Origin of the sequence: Micromonospora parva (assembly GCF_040649675.1) — a bacterium.
GTDB classification, from domain to species: domain Bacteria; phylum Actinomycetota; class Actinomycetes; order Mycobacteriales; family Micromonosporaceae; genus Micromonospora; species Micromonospora parva.
Window position 1 is genome coordinate 46,960 of sequence record NZ_JBEZFX010000003.1, and the last position, 15,339, is coordinate 62,298.

The following is a 15,339-nucleotide window of genomic DNA, read 5'->3' on the forward strand; positions in this document are numbered from 1 at the left end:
GTAGGAAACGGTCGGACGGAGCGCATCCCGTGATCCGGTCAACTGATACCTTCATTTCCGCAAGCCCCTGAACAGGGCATGTAACTCCAGAGTGGTCACGCGTGTATGCAAAGTGAGCTTTTGCAAACATTGCGTTACCCCAGCATGTGGGATGGCCGTCCCGAAAATGCCACCGGGGTCCGCGCTTGACCACAGCGCCGGCCATTGGCAAGGTTTTGCAGGCTTCGCGCACACCGTACGGCAGAGAAGATCCCGCCCTCCACTGAGGACGGATTAGCGGCGGTGACCGGGCAGCGCCCGCGCCCGCACCTGGAGGACTGAGTTGAGCCCCATCCGCTCCGCGACCATCGCGGCGCTCGCATCGGCCGTAGTGGCCACCACGCTCACCGGCTGCCAGTTCGGCGAGGCAGAGCAGGACACGAGTCCGATCGTGATCGCCGCTGATCTCGAACTGTCCGGCGCCGCAGCCACTGTTGGCCGGACATACCAGCGAGCCCTCGAACTCAAGGTCGAGCAGTTGAACTCCTCCGGAGCACTGAACGGCCGGGAGATCAAGCTGACGGTCAAGGACAACCGTTCCGACTCCGCCGAGTCACTTCGCAACATCGTCGACTTCAGCAACGATTCGCGGGTCAGCGCCATCATCATGGGCGGCTGCAACGAATGTGCGGTCGGTGCGGTCGGCACCATCAACGAGAAGCGGATTCCCACCATTGCGCTAGCCGCTTCCGGCGCGATCGCGGCACCGGTCGCCGAACGGCGTTACGTGTTCAAGCTGGGCCCTAACGCCCCGGACAGCGCCGCCGCGCTGACCACCGAACTGCGCCGCAACAACATCCGCAAGGTGGGGATGCTGGTCAGCGACGACGACTACGGCCAGGAGGGCGCGACCGCCCTCAAGAGCGAGCTGGACAAGGCAAACATCTCGCTCCGGCAGCAGCGGATCAAGACCACCGACACCGACGTGAGCCGACAGGTGCAGCAGCTCGCCTCGGGCAAGCCCGACGCGATGGTCTTCTGGACCCCGCCGGAGCAGGCGACCCTGGCCGCCGCCAGCGCCCAGCAGACCACCTTTCGTGGGTCGATCTACTTCGACGCGGGAGCGGCCGGGGACCTCTTCCTCGGCGCGGCCGCCAAGGCGACCGAGAAGGCGACGCTGATCTTCACGCAGACGATGGTGATCGACGACGTGATCGCGACCACGCCGGCCAAGGCCGCGCGGCGGCAGTGGTTCCAGGACTACACGGCACGCTTCGGCGGCTACAACGGGTCCTCGTCCTTCGCCGCGGACGCCGTCCAGCTCATCGCCGACGCCGAACTGCGCGCCGGCGGCGAGATCGGGAAGGTCGACCGCAACGGCATTCGGGACGTGCTGGAGACGTCCCAGATGGACGGTCTGTCCGGCCCGATCCGCATGACTCCGGACAACCACAGCGGCCTGATGCCGCAGGCGCTCACCACGCTTGTCGCCCGCAATGGTCGCTGGCGGTTGGCGGGGTAGACGCTCGGGCCTTTCATCTGGCAGGGCTTGTCGGGGTGCCGGGTGGGGGGTGTGGCCGACCGTGCCCGGCTCCGGGCGGTCAGGCTTGATCCCTCCGCCGGGCACGGTCGGCCACACCTGACTCGCCTGCGGCTTCGACGCGACAAGGGCCGGCCTCCGATGGGAGGCCGGCCCTTCGCGTCTTCTGGGATTGATCTCTTCTGTTGTTGGTTTGCGTTCAGCGGCTGCTGGTGGTTTCTCGGACCCAGGGCAGGGCGATTCGCTCGATCAGCAGGAGCGCCGAGTAGAGCAGGATGCTCACCAGCGCCACCAGCATGATCGCCGCCCAGGCGGTGGCGGCGTCGCCGATGCCCGCGTACTGCGTGATGACGTAGCCCAGGCCACTCTCACCGGCCTGGAACTCACCGATCACCGCGCCGATAGCGGCCAGCGGCATGCCCACCTTGAGCCCGACGAAGATCTGCGGCAGCGCGGCCGGGAAGCGCACCTTGCGGAACGCCTGCCAGCGGGAGGCGTTCCAGGAGCGCACCAGTTCGGCCAGGTCGGCCGGCGTGGTGGTCAGCCCGGTCGCGGTGGAGAGCACGATCGGGAAGAAGCAGAGCAGGAACACCATGGTCAGGATCGGTTTCTGGCCCCAGCCCAGCGCCACCACCAGCAGTGGACCCAATGTGATCTTGGGCACCGCGTTCACCGCGACGAGCAGCGGGGTGAACATCCGCTCCACAGTGCGGGAGCTGGCCAGGGCGAGCCCGATCAGCACACCGGCGACCACCGAGAGGGCGAAGCCGGTCAGGATCTCCAGCGTGGTGTCCCAGGTGTGCTCCAACAACTGGACGGGCTTCTCGACGAACGCGTCGAGCACGTCACCGGGCGGCGGCAGGGCGACCGGGTGAACCAGTTCCAGCCGGGCGACCAGCCACCACGCCGCCAGCGCGGTCAGGATGCCGACCGCGGGCAGCACCGCATCGGCACCGGCGCGCAGGCCGGCGCCTCGACCCGCGCGCCCCGCCTCGGGGCCGGCGTTGGGAGGCGGGGTTTCCGCCACCGCCGGGTCCGCTGACCGGACGTCGGTCATCTCTGTCCTCCTCGAAATCCCACGGCCCGCCGGGGGCCGACGAGCGTCGGGGGTACGCCCCACCGGGATCGGCGGAACGTACCCCCTGATGACGACCGGACGATCAGGCCTTCGGCGCGAGGCTGAAGTCGATGATCTGCTCGGGGGTGATGTTCTGCTTCAGCGCGCCGGCGCCCTGCAGGATGGCGATGCTCTTGGCGACCCGGCCGCTGTCCAGGGTGCCGATCGCGGTGCCGGTGTTGCCGGAGCGGACGTACGCGGCCATCAGGTCCAGCTCGGCGGCGGCGGAGACCGGGTTGGTGGCGTCGACGTTCTTCTTCAGGATGTCGGCGGCCTCCTTGGAGTTCGCCAGGCTGTACTCGAGGCCCTTGAGCAGCGCCGCGGTGAACCGCTTCACCATCTCGGGCTTCTCCTTGGCGATCTTCGAGGAGGTGATCAGCACGTTGCCGTAGAGGTCCTGCATCACGTTGCTGTACGGCAGCATGACGGCCTTCTTCTTGGCCGCCGCCTCGATGGTCGGCTGACCGACGACGAACTGACCGATGCCGTCCACCGAGCCGGAGGCCAGCGTGCCGATCAGGTTCTGCGCCTCACCGTTGACCCAGGTCACCTTGGTCGCGTCCACACCGGCGAGCCGGGCGTACGTCGGGAAGAGGTTGCGGACCACGGACCCGGGGGTGTCGGCGAGCTTCTTGCCCTCCAGGTCCTTCGGGGAGCTGATGTTCTTGCCCTCGACGGTGGCGATGCCCGCCATGGTGCGCTGCTGGATCGCGGCCACCGCGGTGAAGTCCTTCGCCTGGCCGTTGCCGAGCTGGAGCAGACCGCCGGTGAGGTCGATCGGGCCGAAGTCGGCCTGGCCGCCGACGACGGTCTGGATCACGCCGCCGGTGCCCTGGCCGGCCTTGATCTCGACGTCGAAGCCGGCTTCCTTGAAGAAGCCCTTGTCCTTTGCCACCCAGGCGTAGGAGTCACGGCCGAAGTTGCCGAACGAGGTGAGGTAGGTCACCTTCTCCAGCGCCTTGCCGTCGCCGCCCTTGGCGTCGTCGGCCGAATCCGACCCGCTGCTGCAGGCGGAGACAAGGGCGAGGGCGGTGGCCAGCGCGGCCGTAGCGACCGTACGGGTCAGCCTTCTCATCAGTGCACCATGTCCTTTCCGACCGGGGCCGGCAGGCCACCGGAGGGGGTTGTTATGACGGGCCGGCGAGAGGGGTGGAAGCCGGGCTCCGCCGTCGTGAGGGGACTCTTCGCGGGCACAGCGTACGAGAAACCCACAGTTGTGACGCCAGGCGTATCGGGTTGCGGAACGGAAACAACATGACGACCACCCCAGCCGGTGCCATACCTCGACACGGCGGTTAGCCTTTGTCGGATTCCTGACCCTCGACTCAGCGGAGGTACGCCGGAGATGATCCGACTGTCCGGGGTGTCCCGCACCTTCGAGGGCCGGTCCGGCCGGGTGGAGGCGCTGCGCGGCATCGACCTCGACGTCGCCGAGGGCGAATTCGTCGCCGTGCTCGGCCGCTCCGGCTGCGGCAAGTCCACTCTGCTGCGGCTGATCGCCGGCCTTCTCCCGCTGAGCGCCGGTGAGATCACCGTCGCCGGTACGCCGATCACCCGCCCGCGCCAGGACATCGCCATGCTGTTCCAGAAGCCGGCGCTGCTGCCCTGGCGCACCGTGCTGGACAACGTCCTGCTGCCCGTGGAGATCTTCGGCTGGAGCCGCGCCAAGCACCGGGAACGGGCCCGGCAACTGCTCGACGTGGCCGGGCTGGCCGGCTTCGAGAAGCGGCTGCCGCACGAGCTCTCCGGCGGCATGCAGCAGCGGGTGTCACTGTGCCGGTCGCTGATCGGCGAGCCCCGGGTGATGCTGATGGACGAGCCGTTCTCCGCGCTGGACGCGCTCACCCGCGAGGAACTCTCCGGCGAACTCCAGCGGGTGCACATGGAGAACAAGCCGACGATCGTCTTCGTCACCCACTCGATCGACGAGGCGGTGCTGCTCGCCGACCGGGTGGTCGTGCTGAGCCCCCGTCCCGGCCGGATCCGCAAGGTCGTCGAGGTGGCCATCCCCCGGCCCCGCACCCTGGGCCGCAACGCCCACCTGGCCGACGTCGCCCAGGTCAGTGCCGACCTGCACGAACTGCTGATGGAACGCGAGCAGCCGGCCTCCGTCGGCGCGGAAGGACACTGACCATGCGGGTGTCGGTCTTCACCGAGCCGAACCGTGGCGCCAGCTACGACACCCAGCTCCGGTTCGCCCGGCTGGTTGAGGCCTGCGGCTACGAGGGCTTCCTCCGCGCCGATCACTACCAGTCGATGGGCGCGAACCCGGGCCTGCCCGGCCCGACGGACGCCTGGCTGACCCTTGCCGCCCTGGCCCGGGAAACCGAACGGATCCGGCTCGGCACCCTGGTGACGTCGGCCACGTTCCGCCTGCCCGGCCCGCTCGCGGTGATGGTCGCGCAGGTCGACCAGATGAGCGGTGGCCGGGTCGACCTGGGCATCGGCGCCGGCTGGTACGAGCGCGAGCACACCTCGTACGGCATCCCGTTCCCGGCGGTCGGCGAGCGCTTCGACCGGCTCGCCGAGCAGCTGGAGGTGATCACCGGTTTGTGGGGCACCCCGCCCGGCCAGACGTACACCTTCACCGGCGACCACTACCGGCTGGTGGACGCTCCCGCGCTGCCCAAGCCGGTGCAGGTTCCCGGCCCGCCGATCATCGTGGGCGGGCGCGGCCCCAAGCGCACACCCGAACTGGCCGCCCGGTACGCCGACGAGTTCAACATGCCGTTCAAGTCCGTGGCCGTCACCGCCGAGGCGTACGACCGGGTGCGCGAAGCGTGTGAGCGGACCGGACGGGCGGAGTCCGGGCGCGCCCCGTTGGTGCTCTCCGCCGGCATCGTCGTCGCCATCGGCCGCACCGACGCGGAGGCCCAGCGTCGGGCCGCGCCCCTGCACGAGAAGAGCGCGCTGCCTCCGGAGGACCCGGTGGTCGGCTCCCCCGCGCAACTCGCGCAACGGATCAACGAGTTCGCCGCCATCGGCACCACGCGGGTCCACCTGCGCCTGATCGACTTCGATGATCTCGACCACCTTGAGCTGATCGCCGCCGAGGTGCTGCCCCAACTGGACGGAGCACGATGACCGACGTGATCGACGGAACCGAACTCGGACCGGTGGGTCAGGAGATCGTGTACGAGAACGACCGGGTCCGGGTCTGGCACATCCGCCTCGAACCGGGCGAGCGGCAACCGCTGCACCGGCACGACCACCCCTACCTGGTGGTGGCGATCGAGGGCGCCAAGAACGTCGTACAGACCGTCGACGGCACCCGGATCGACGCCGACGAGCCCACCGGCGGGGTGGTCTACCGGGACCCGGGCGCGGTGCACATGCTGACCAATGTCGGGGATACGACTTACCTGGCCCGGCTGGTCGAACTCAAGTAGACCCGCCGGTGGCCACCGGCGTGCCGCGCGGCGCGCCGTTGGCTATCGGGTGTACCAGGTGCGTAACGTGCCGGACATGGCCTTTCGGACCTGGGGCAAACTGCTGCTCACGGCGCTCGGGGTGAGCGTGCTGGCCGGAGCCGGCCAGCTCGGCGTCGCGTACGGTTTCGGCATCGTCCGCCTGACCGGCGCATTCACCGGTACGACAGTCAACCAGTGGCCGGCCCAGCTCGTCTGGGTGGGCTGGTTCGCCGCGAACGCCGCCGTGGCCGGTGCCGTCCTGACCGGACGCCTCGCCCGCCGCGACGTTCCGGCGGCCAGCACCGGCCGGCAGTTGGCGGTCGGTGGCGCGGCGGCGCTCGGCGCCACAGTCATCGCCCCGCTCTGCATGCAGCCCGCCCGCGCTGCGGAGCTGATCTCCGTCGACCCGGTCTGGGCGGTGGGCATCTGCGCCATGGTCGGTGCGGTGATCGGGGCGGGCGCGGCGATCGCCGTCCTGTTCCGGCCCGAGCTGGGCTGGAACATGACGGCAGTGGCCGGCGCGGTCTGGTTGCTGGCGCTCATCTCCGTCCTGCCGTCGCTCGGCACTGTCGGCCCGCTGCCGACCGTCCGGCTCGGCGTGCTGGAGCCGAGCTGGCTCGGCGACGCCGCCGCCCAGCGGCTGGCGCTGCTCCTGCTGCCCACCGTGGCGCTGCTGGCCGGCGCGGCGACCGCCGGGCTGGCTCGCTGGCGCGGCCAGGCCCCACTGGTCAGCGGGGCCACCGGGGTGGCCGGTCCGGTGCTGGTGGCGTTCGCCTACCTGACGGCCGGTCCGGGTGACGCGGTGGACCGCTACCAGGCCACCCCCTACTACGGCTCGTTGATCGCGATCCTCGCCGGAGCACTCGGCGCGGCCGCCGCCGCGCTGCTGCGCTGGCCGACGGGCACCCGTACCGCCGATCCGCAGGCGATCAAGCCCACCGCCATCCTGCGCCCACTGCCCGCCGGCCCGGCGTTGCCCGACGCCACGCCGGCGAACGATCGGGACACCGCCGAGCGCGCCGACCCGGAGTCGGCCAACGCCGAACTGTCCACCCGCGCGCAGCCGGGCGTCGTCGCCGGCCCGTGGCCGACGGGCGACCCCGAGGGTGTACGCACCGTCCCGGCCCACTGGGACTGGCCGGGGACCACAGCGAGCGGCCAGCACGGCCCGACTCCCGCCGCTGCTCCGTCCGCCTCCACCCCGCCGTCTCCGGCGGATCCGCTGCCCCCCGCCGGCCCGTTGTCCCCCGCTGGCCCGGCGTCTCCCGCTGGTCCGTTGTCCCCCGCTGATCCGCTGTCTTCCGCTGGTTCGTTGTCTCCCGCCGGTCCGACTCAGTCCGCTGCCTGGCTGACCGCGCCGACCGGTGAACTCGCCGCGGCAGCCCAGACGCCCTCGGTGCGCGACGGTGACGCCCCGGCCACGACCGGGCCCTCGGCCAGCACCGACGCCAGTGCCGCCACCGCGACCAGCAGCGCCGCCGGACGCACCGACGCCACCAACCCGGCAGGCGGCCGAGCGGCCGACGGGCCAACCGACAGCGTGGCGACGGGCACGAGCGGCAAGCTGACCGGTCGGCGCACCACCCGCAAGGCCGCCACCCCGACCAGCACCGACGCACCCGGCACGGACACGACCGGCACGCACACGACCAGCACCGACGCACCCGGCACGGACACCACCGGCACGCACACGACCGCCACGCACACGACCGGCACGCACACGACCGCCACGGAAACGACTGGCACGGACACCACCGGCACGGACACGACCGGCACGGGCGCATCCGGGACGGGCACGACCGGCCACGGCACGCCCGAGCCGCCGCAGACGATCAAGCCGCGCCGAGCCCGCAAGCCGAAGACCGACCCGGACGCCGTGGCTGACGGCACGTCCCCCACCGACACGACGGCCACCCCCGAGACGAGCACCCCCGAGACGGCCACCGGCCGCGCCACGAGGGCGACCGGGCCGGGCAGGTCCGCCGACAGCGTTGGCTCCGACGCGGCCACCGCCACTGCGGTGCCCGGCCAGGAGAGCCCGGGTGAGCGGTCGAGCGCGACGTCCGAGCCCACGTCGGCTGCTGACGCCGACACGGCAGCAGCCCGCAGCACCGCTCCCGGCGGGCGGCGAGCAACGGCCACCGGCTCGAAGCGAACGCCGGCCCGCTCGACGGCCGCCGGAGGCGGCACGACGCCGGTGCCGGCCGACGCCGAGTCACCGGCCACGGCAACCGCCGAGGCACCGACCACCACCGCCGGGGCGACACACGCACCGACCGCCCCAGCTGACGCGGCGCGAGCACCGGCGAAACCGACAGCGACCGGCGACTCTGCCGCGGCGGCCACCGCCTCCCCACGCGCTCCGAAGACCGGCACGGGCAGCTCGACAGCACCGGCCGACCCGACCAGTGACTCGGTGATCGCCGGGGGCACCGACAGCGCCGGGCCCGCCCCCGAGGTTCCCGCCGCCGGGTTGTTCGGGGCCACCGCCGCCGATGACCCGGACACGGACCGCTGGACGCCCGCACCGTCGGCCTGGCCGGTCACCTCGGCGTGGACGGTGCCACCGCAGGCCGCCGAGCCCGGGACGACGGCGTCGGACGGTTCGAGGGGGCCCGACGAGCCGACCGAGCCGACGCCCAGGCCCCGGCATCGGGCACCGTTGCCGGATCTGAGCCGGGCCGGCACCTGGAACGCGTTCGACACCTCCCGGCGCGCCAAGTCGACGGAATCGCAGGACAGCTCGTCGGCACGGACGACCTCGACCGGCACCAGCGAGCCGACAGTAGCGGCCCAACACCCGAAGCCGACGGAGTTGCCGGGGACGGTGGGCGCGCCCGCCGGTGCGACCGACAGCGGCACCGGCGATCCGGCGGGTGCCGACGCCACGTCACCAGCCCAGGTGGCGGAGCAACCCTCCCGGCGAGGACGACTCGGTGGGCTGTTCCGCCGCAACCGGTCCCGTGCCGACGAGGAGGGCCCGAAGACGTCGGATGCGGCCGAGCCGCTGGCCACCCAGGACGAGGAATTCGTCGACTGGGTCGCCGGGCTGAGCAAGCCGGTGTCGGACAACGAGCCCGAGCAGGAGAACGGCCGCCGGTCGTTGCGCTCCAGTGGCCGACACCACCGCGACTGACCGATCGACTCGGGTCGTCCGGGCTGACACAGTCACCCGGACGACCCGACATTCATGAACCCGAGTCGATCAACCCACGGCAACCCGCGCACCGGACCACTGACGGCCCGGCCCAGCGGGCAGGTCAGGCGAGCGGCAGGTAGACCCGGCTACCGCCGGAGATGAACTCGTCCGACTTGTCCTTCATGCCGCGCGCCGCGTACTCCTTGAGCTCTTGGGTGATCTTCATGGAGCAGAACTTCGGGCCACACATCGAGCAGAAGTGCGCGGTCTTCGCCGGCTCGGCGGGCAGTGTCGCGTCGTGGTACGAGCGGGCCGTCTCCGGGTCCAGCGAGAGGTTGAACTGGTCCTCCCAGCGGAACTCGAACCGCGCCTTCGACAGGGCGTCGTCCCAGGCCTGCGCGCCGGGATGCCCCTTGGCCAGGTCCGCCGCGTGGGCCGCGATCTTGTACGCGATCACGCCCGCCTTCACGTCGTCCCGGTCCGGCAGGCCGAGGTGCTCCTTCGGCGTGACGTAGCAGAGCATCGCGGTGCCGAACATGCCGATCATCGCGGCGCCGATCGCCGAGGTGATGTGGTCGTACGCCGGCGCGATGTCGGTGGTCAACGGACCGAGCGTGTAGAAGGGCGCCTCGTGGCACCACTCCTGCTGAAGGTCCACGTTCTCCTTGATCTTGTGCATCGGTACGTGACCGGGGCCCTCGATCATCACCTGGACGTCGTGCTCCCAGGCGACCTTCGTCAGCTCGCCGAGGGTACGCAGCTCGGCGAACTGCGCCTCGTCGTTGGCGTCGGCGATGGAGCCGGGGCGCAACCCGTCGCCGAGGGAGAACGTCACGTCGTACTTCGCGAGAAGCGTGCACAACTCCTCGAAGTAGGTGTAGAGGAAGTTCTCCTCGTGATGCGCCAGGCACCACGCCGCCATGATCGAACCGCCACGGGACACGATCCCGGTCACCCGGTTCACGGCCAGCGGCACGTACGGCAGGAGCACACCGGCGTGCACTGTCATGTAGTCCACACCCTGCTCGGCCTGCTCGATCACGGTCTCCCGGAACACGTCCCAGCTCAACTTCACCGGGTCGCCGCCGACCTTCTCCAACGCCTGGTAGATCGGCACGGTTCCGATCGGCACCGGGGAGTTCCGCACGATCGCCTCCCGGGTCTCGTGGATGCGCTTACCGGTGGACAGGTCCATCACGGTGTCCGCGCCCCAGCGGGTGGCCCAGGTCAGCTTCTCCACCTCCTCCGCGACCGACGAACTGACCGCCGAGGTGCCGATGTTGGCGTTCACCTTGACCAGGAACGCCTTTCCGATGATCGCCGGCTCGCACTCCGGGTGGTTGACGTTGAGCGGGAGCACCGCCCGGCCGGCGGCGATCTCGGACCGAACGAGTTCCGGGTCGACGTTCTCCCGGATCGCCACGAACTCCATCTCCGGCGTCACCACACCGGCCCGCGCGTACGCCAGCTGCGTCGGCCGGCGACCGTCCATTCCGGCCAGCGGGGTGCCCGGCCCCCGCACCGGCGCCACATCACCCCGCTCGGCGATCCACGGCCCCCGCAACGGCGGCAGCCCCACCTCCGGGTCCGAACCAGGACCCGACGTGTCGTAGAGCCGCACCGGTGGCAGATCACCGGTCAGCCCCACCTCCGCGAACGGCACCCGGACATCCGGCCGCGAACCCTCGACGTACACCTTGCCTCGTGCGTGCATGACAGCCTCCTGGTGATCAGGCGGACCAGCCGAAGTGGTTCAGCGGCCCGCGCCCCGCGCCCAGCTCCCAGCCCCGCGCGCCGGACAGCGCACGGAGCACGTACTCCTTGGCGGCCCCCACGGCGACCGGCACCGCGTCGCCCCGACCGAGCCGCACCGCGATGGCCGCGGAGAACGAACACCCCGTGCCGTGGGTGTGCCGGGTGTTCACCCGGGGTCCGCGCAACACCGTGGTGACCCCGGCGCCGTGCAGCACGTCGACCGCCTCGCCCCCGTCGAGGTCACCGCCCGTGACCACCACGTACTCCGGGCCGCCGGCCGCCAGAGCCTCGGCGGCCACGACCATCGCGGCCACGTCGTCCACCGGGCGTCCGGTGATCGCCGCCGCCTCCGCGCAGTTCGGGGTCGCCACAGTGGCGTACGGCAACAGCCGCTCCACCGCGCCCACCACGCCGAGCCGGTGACCGCTCGTGGCGACCAGCACCGGATCGACGACGAGTTGCGGCAACCGGCCGTCCCGGGCCGCCTCGGCCACCACGTCAGCGATCGCCGGGGTGCCGAGCATCCCCGTCTTCACCGCGGCGACTGTGAAATCGGTGAGCACGCTGTCCAACTGCTCGGTGACAGTGCGCGGGGGCAGCGGCAGTACCGCGTCGACGCCCCGGGTGTTCTGCGCGGTGACCGCCGTGAGGACGCTGGTGCCGTACGCGCCCAGCGCGGCGAAGACCTTGAGGTCGGCCTGGATGCCGGCGCCGCCGCCGGAGTCCGAGCCGGCGATGGTGAGGATCGTGCTCGGGGTCATTTTCCTGAGTCTCTGGTTGCGGTTTGGGGCTGCGGCAGGCCGTGGTTGGTTGCGGTTTGGGGCTGCGGCCGACCGTGCCCACTCCGGGCGGTCAGGCTTGATCCCTGCGTGGGCACGGTCGGCCGCAGCCCTGACGTGGGGACCTGGCTGACCCCGTGCCGGGTTTGGGTCAGCTTGGGGGTGACCGCCTTGGCATAGGCGCTGGTCAGGGTGGCGGCTGTTTCGGCGGGGTCTTTGGCTCGCATCAGTGCGCCCAGGACTGCTACTCCGACGGCTCCCGCCTCGACGCAGGCGGTTACCTGTTCTGGTGTCTCGATGCCGCCGAGGGCGAGCAGGGGCACCGGGCTGGAGCGGACCAGGCTGCCCAGCCCCGCGACGTCCAGGGGTGGGCCGTAACCCGGTTTTGTCTTCGTGGGCCAGATCGGGGAGATAGTGGCGTAGTGCTCGGTGGTGAGGCGGGTCAGCTCGGTCTGGTTGTGGCAGGAGCGGCCGACCAGCTGGTGGGGTGGCGGTGGGTACGGGCCGGCGGCGGGCAGGTGCACGGCGTCGCCGCCGAGCGGGTCCGGGCCGGCCACGACGAGGGTTCCGCCGACGTCGGCGAGGATCGCGCGCAGGTCGGCGGCGAGGGCGGCGCGTTCGGCACGGGGCAGGTCCTTCTCCCGCAGCACCACCCAGCGCACTCCCCCGGCCACCGCCGCGGCCACGACCCGGTCGAGCCCACCCCGCGCGACGAGCCGATCGGTCAACACGACAACCCCGGACGGCGCTGTCACAGCTCGGGTCTTCCCTCGTCGGGGGTGGAGGCGAGCGCGTGGAAACGGCGCTCGATCCGGCCGGCCCCGGCGGCCAGCCGGCCCGCCTCGACCGCGTAGCGCATGGCGGTGGCCATCGCCACCGGATCGGCCGCCCGGGTGACGGCACTGGCCAGCAGCACCCCGTCACAGCCCAGCTCCATCGCCAGGGCCGCGTCGGACGCGGTGCCGATGCCGGCGTCGAGGATCACCGGCACGTCCACACCCTGCCGGATGAGCCGAATGTGGTGCGGGTTGCCGACGCCGAGCCCGGAACCGATCGGCGAGCCGGCCGGCATGACCGCGGCGCAGCCCACGTCGGCGAGGCGGCGGGCGAGCACCGGGTCGTCACTGGTGTACGGCAGCACGGTGAAGCCGTCGGCGACCAACTCCTCGGCGGCGCGGAGCAGCTCCACCCCGTCGGGCAGGAGGGTCCGCTCGTCGCCGATCACCTCCAGCTTGACCCAGGCGGTGTCGAACGCGTCCCGGGCCAGCCGGGCCACCTTCACCGCCTCGGTCGCGGTGTGGCAGCCGGCGGTGTTCGGCAGCAGGCGTACGCCGCACCGGTCCAGCAGTTCCAGCAGGCCACCGGTGGAGCCCGGCGCGGTGCCCACCCGGCGCAGCGCCACTGTGACCAGCTCGGTCCCGGACGCCCGGATCGCCTGCTCCAACACGTGCAGGTTCGCGGCGCCGCCGGTGCCGAGGATCAACCGTGAGGTGAAGGTCACCCCACCCAGCTCGAACGGCACGCCGCTCACCCGCCCTGCGCCGCGGTGAGCACCTCGACCCGATCACCGTCGCGCAGCGCCCGGGTAGGCCAGCCGGTGCGCGGCACCACCTCGCCGTTGACCGCGACCGCCACCCCCCGTGGGTGCGGCACGATGTCGCCGACCAGGTCCGCCACTGACGCGCCGGCGGGAACGCTGCGCCCGGCCCCGTTCACCGTCAACTCCACGGGTTTCCCTCCATCGTCGGTCCGGGTCCGCCCACGACGGCACCGGTCGGGCCGAAGCGGTCCGCCCGCAAGGGCGTGAGCAGTGGGTCGGGTCCGCCGCCGAGCACCAGGTCGGCGATCAGGTCGGCGGTGATCGGGGTGAGCACGATGCCGTGCCGGTGATGCCCGGTGGCGGCCAGCACGTCCGGCCGGTCGGGCAGCGGGCCGAGGATCGGCGCGTTGTCCGGGGTGCCCGGGCGCAGCCCGGCGACGGCCTCGACCAGGTCGTACTCGGCCAGTTCGGGCAGCAGGTCGACCCCGGCGCGCAGCAGCCGCTGCACCGCGCCTGCGGTGACGGTGGTGTCCGACCGCTCCTCGACAGTCGCGCCGAGCACCACCTCGCCGTCGGCGCGGGGCACCAGGTAGACGTGCTCGCCGTCGGCGTACCCCCGGATCACGTGCCGGAAGCCCGGCGCGAGGCCGTCGGGCGCGCGGAGCCGGAGGATCTGACCCTTCACCGGCCGCACCGGCAGGCCGGTGAGCGCGGCGGCCCCGCAGCCGGCGGCGACCACCGTGACACCGGCGTCCAGATCGGACAGCTGCCGGACCGGTTGCGGCACGAGCACCACGCCGGCCCGCTGCGCGGCCGTGCGCAGCGCCGGCACCAGCAGCCGGGGGTCGACCTGGTGGTCGGTGGGCGCGAGCGCGCCGCCGCGCACCCGGGGGGCGAGCGCCGGTTCGCGGTCGCGCAGCTCGCTGGGGCGCAGCGGCGTCACCGGCAGGCCCAACCCCTGCTGGTACGCCCAGAGCCGGCGCGCCTCGGCCAGGTCGTCGCCGGTGAGGCCGACCATCAGTGTGCCCTCGGTCCGGTAGCCGATCCCGACTCCGGTCGCCTCGGTCAGCTCGGCGGCGAACGCCGGCCAGCGCTCGGCGGACGCCACCAGCAACGCGGTCAGCTGCCGTTCGCCGAAGTACGCCTCGGCGACCGGGGAGAGCATCCCGGCGGCCACCGACGACGCCCCCGAGCCGGGTGCGGGATCGTGCACCGCCACCCGCAGCCCTCGCGCGGCGCAGCGCCAGGCGATCGCGAGCCCGATCGGCCCCGCCCCCACCACTGCCACGTCCGGCCGGACCCGGTCGCTCGACGGCGCTGACGGGAACCGGCCGGTCAGCACGTCAGGGCCTCGATCAGCGCGGCGGTCGCCAGTGCCGGGTCGGCGGCGGCGGAGACGGCACCGACCACCGCCACCCCGTACGCCCCGGCGGCCCGCAGCGCCGGCACCCGGGCGGCGGTCACTCCACCGATCGCGATGACCGGCACGTCGACGGCGTCGACGACGGCACGTACCCCGGAGGGCCCGATGGGATCCGGCAGACCGGTCTTGGTGCTGGTGGTGTGGCACGGTCCGACGCCGAGGTAGCTGGCTCCCGCCGCGACGGCCTCGCCCGCGGTGCCCGGCGCGCGGGCGGTGGCGCCCAGCACGCCGGTGGGGCCGAGCACCCGGCGGGCGGCGGCGACCGGCAGGTCGTCGGCGCCGACGTGGCCACCGGCGGCGCCCACCGCCAGCGCCACGTGCAACCGGTCGTTGACCAGGCAGGACGCCCCGTACGAGGTGCACAGCGCCAGCACCCGTCGGGCCAGGTCGTACGCCTCACGGTCGGTGGCGGAATCCTCCACCCGGACCTGCACCACCAGCTCGGCACGGGCCGCGCTGAGGGCGGCCCGGACCACGGCGAGTGGGTCACGCCCGGGTCGGGTGTCGGTGATGAGATGCAATCGCCCCAGGGACGGCACGGCAACACTCCTCCCTGCGCCGGCATTACCCGGATCAGGTTCGACGGTCGGGGGCTGTCAGCCCCCCTCTCAGCCCGGTACACCGGGCTCCCGTGGGTTACTTGCGTGTCACCGTACG

14 protein-coding genes and 1 riboswitch are annotated in these 15,339 nt (G+C 72.1%); of the genes, 5 read left to right on the forward strand and 9 right to left on the reverse strand.

Annotated features, from left to right (window positions below; translation table 11 throughout):
* Nucleotides 1-322: 322 nt before the first annotated feature.
* Nucleotides 323-1,501, forward strand: coding sequence for an ABC transporter substrate-binding protein (locus tag AB0C03_RS08665; protein ID WP_357635619.1), 1,179 nt, complete (start codon nt 323-325; stop codon nt 1,499-1,501).
* Nucleotides 1,502-1,718: 217 nt separating this feature from the next.
* Here the strand turns inward: AB0C03_RS08665 and AB0C03_RS08670 are convergent, their stop codons facing one another.
* Nucleotides 1,719-2,576 carry an ABC transporter permease gene (locus AB0C03_RS08670; RefSeq protein ID WP_357635622.1) on the reverse strand — a complete coding sequence of 286 codons (858 nt, stop codon included), beginning with the start codon at nt 2,574-2,576 and terminating at the stop codon, nt 1,719-1,721.
* Nucleotides 2,577-2,679: 103 nt separating this feature from the next.
* Nucleotides 2,680-3,711, reverse strand: a complete 1,032-nt coding sequence (locus tag AB0C03_RS08675; RefSeq protein ID WP_210863765.1) for an ABC transporter substrate-binding protein — start codon at nt 3,709-3,711, stop codon at nt 2,680-2,682.
* Between the two features lie 270 nt (nt 3,712-3,981).
* On the opposite strand from AB0C03_RS08675, the gene AB0C03_RS08680 reads away from it, so the two are divergent.
* The 4 genes from AB0C03_RS08680 to AB0C03_RS08695 all read left to right on the forward strand — a co-directional run bounded on the left by AB0C03_RS08680 (nt 3,982) and on the right by AB0C03_RS08695 (nt 9,182).
* Nucleotides 3,982-4,767, forward strand: a complete 786-nt coding sequence (locus tag AB0C03_RS08680) for an ABC transporter ATP-binding protein (protein WP_030329963.1) — start codon at nt 3,982-3,984, stop codon at nt 4,765-4,767.
* Nucleotides 4,768-4,769: 2 nt separating this feature from the next.
* Nucleotides 4,770-5,720 carry an LLM class F420-dependent oxidoreductase gene (locus AB0C03_RS08685; protein WP_357635627.1) on the forward strand — a complete coding sequence of 317 codons (951 nt, stop codon included), beginning with the start codon at nt 4,770-4,772 and terminating at the stop codon, nt 5,718-5,720.
* Complete coding sequence (locus AB0C03_RS08690; protein WP_030329959.1) at nt 5,717-6,025, forward strand: cupin domain-containing protein; 309 nt, start codon at nt 5,717-5,719, stop codon at nt 6,023-6,025. Before AB0C03_RS08685 ends, AB0C03_RS08690 begins: the two co-directional genes overlap by 4 nt.
* Nucleotides 6,026-6,101: 76 nt before the next feature.
* Nucleotides 6,102-9,182, forward strand: coding sequence for a hypothetical protein (locus AB0C03_RS08695; RefSeq protein ID WP_357635630.1), 3,081 nt, complete (start codon nt 6,102-6,104; stop codon nt 9,180-9,182).
* Between the two features lie 124 nt (nt 9,183-9,306).
* Here AB0C03_RS08695 and thiC read toward each other — a convergent pair whose 3' ends face one another.
* The 7 genes from thiC to thiE all read right to left on the reverse strand — a co-directional run bounded on the left by thiC (nt 9,307) and on the right by thiE (nt 15,221).
* The gene (gene thiC, locus AB0C03_RS08700; protein ID WP_030329954.1) at nt 9,307-10,899 is read right to left on the reverse strand and encodes a phosphomethylpyrimidine synthase ThiC; all 1,593 of its coding nucleotides are present in this window, start codon (nt 10,897-10,899) and stop codon (nt 9,307-9,309) included.
* A gap of 16 nt (nt 10,900-10,915) precedes the next feature.
* Nucleotides 10,916-11,701 (reverse strand): bifunctional hydroxymethylpyrimidine kinase/phosphomethylpyrimidine kinase, encoded by a 786-nt coding sequence (gene thiD / locus AB0C03_RS08705; protein ID WP_210864739.1) that lies wholly within the window; start codon nt 11,699-11,701, stop codon nt 10,916-10,918.
* A complete protein-coding gene (locus tag AB0C03_RS08710; protein WP_357635634.1) occupies nt 11,698-12,474 on the reverse strand; it encodes a thiamine phosphate synthase in 777 nt (258 codons plus the stop codon). Before AB0C03_RS08710 ends, thiD begins: the two co-directional genes overlap by 4 nt.
* Nucleotides 12,471-13,250: a thiazole synthase gene (locus AB0C03_RS08715; RefSeq protein ID WP_357635637.1), complete on the reverse strand. Its 780-nt coding sequence runs from the start codon at nt 13,248-13,250 to the stop codon at nt 12,471-12,473. The genes AB0C03_RS08710 and AB0C03_RS08715 overlap by 4 nt, the downstream gene beginning before the upstream one ends.
* Nucleotides 13,247-13,447: a sulfur carrier protein ThiS gene (thiS, locus tag AB0C03_RS08720; RefSeq protein ID WP_030329946.1), complete on the reverse strand. Its 201-nt coding sequence runs from the start codon at nt 13,445-13,447 to the stop codon at nt 13,247-13,249. Before thiS ends, AB0C03_RS08715 begins: the two co-directional genes overlap by 4 nt.
* Nucleotides 13,438-14,601, reverse strand: a complete 1,164-nt coding sequence (gene thiO, locus AB0C03_RS08725; RefSeq protein ID WP_435823364.1) for a glycine oxidase ThiO — start codon at nt 14,599-14,601, stop codon at nt 13,438-13,440. The genes thiS and thiO overlap by 10 nt, the downstream gene beginning before the upstream one ends.
* On the reverse strand, nt 14,595-15,221 hold the full coding sequence (gene thiE, locus AB0C03_RS08730; protein ID WP_030329941.1) for a thiamine phosphate synthase: 627 nt from the start codon (nt 15,219-15,221) through the stop codon (nt 14,595-14,597). Before thiE ends, thiO begins: the two co-directional genes overlap by 7 nt.
* Nucleotides 15,216-15,325: riboswitch (TPP riboswitch) on the reverse strand. Its footprint overlaps the gene before it by 6 nt.
* Nucleotides 15,326-15,339: the final 14 nt, after the last annotated feature.

What these genes read in the sequence shown, in the direction of transcription:
- AB0C03_RS08670 (WP_357635622.1), bottom strand. Translation starts at nt 2,576, where the DNA reads ATGACCGACGTCCGGTCAGCGGACCCGGCGGTGGCGGAAACCCCGCCT.
- AB0C03_RS08675 (WP_210863765.1), bottom strand. Translation starts at nt 3,711, where the DNA reads ATGAGAAGGCTGACCCGTACGGTCGCTACGGCCGCGCTGGCCACCGCC.
- AB0C03_RS08680 (WP_030329963.1), top strand. Translation starts at nt 3,982, where the DNA reads ATGATCCGACTGTCCGGGGTGTCCCGCACCTTCGAGGGCCGGTCCGGC.
- AB0C03_RS08685 (WP_357635627.1), top strand. Translation starts at nt 4,770, where the DNA reads ATGCGGGTGTCGGTCTTCACCGAGCCGAACCGTGGCGCCAGCTACGAC.
- AB0C03_RS08690 (WP_030329959.1), top strand. Translation starts at nt 5,717, where the DNA reads ATGACCGACGTGATCGACGGAACCGAACTCGGACCGGTGGGTCAGGAG.
- AB0C03_RS08695 (WP_357635630.1), top strand. Translation starts at nt 6,102, where the DNA reads ATGGCCTTTCGGACCTGGGGCAAACTGCTGCTCACGGCGCTCGGGGTG.
- thiC (WP_030329954.1), bottom strand. Translation starts at nt 10,899, where the DNA reads ATGCACGCACGAGGCAAGGTGTACGTCGAGGGTTCGCGGCCGGATGTC.
- thiD (WP_210864739.1), bottom strand. Translation starts at nt 11,701, where the DNA reads ATGACCCCGAGCACGATCCTCACCATCGCCGGCTCGGACTCCGGCGGC.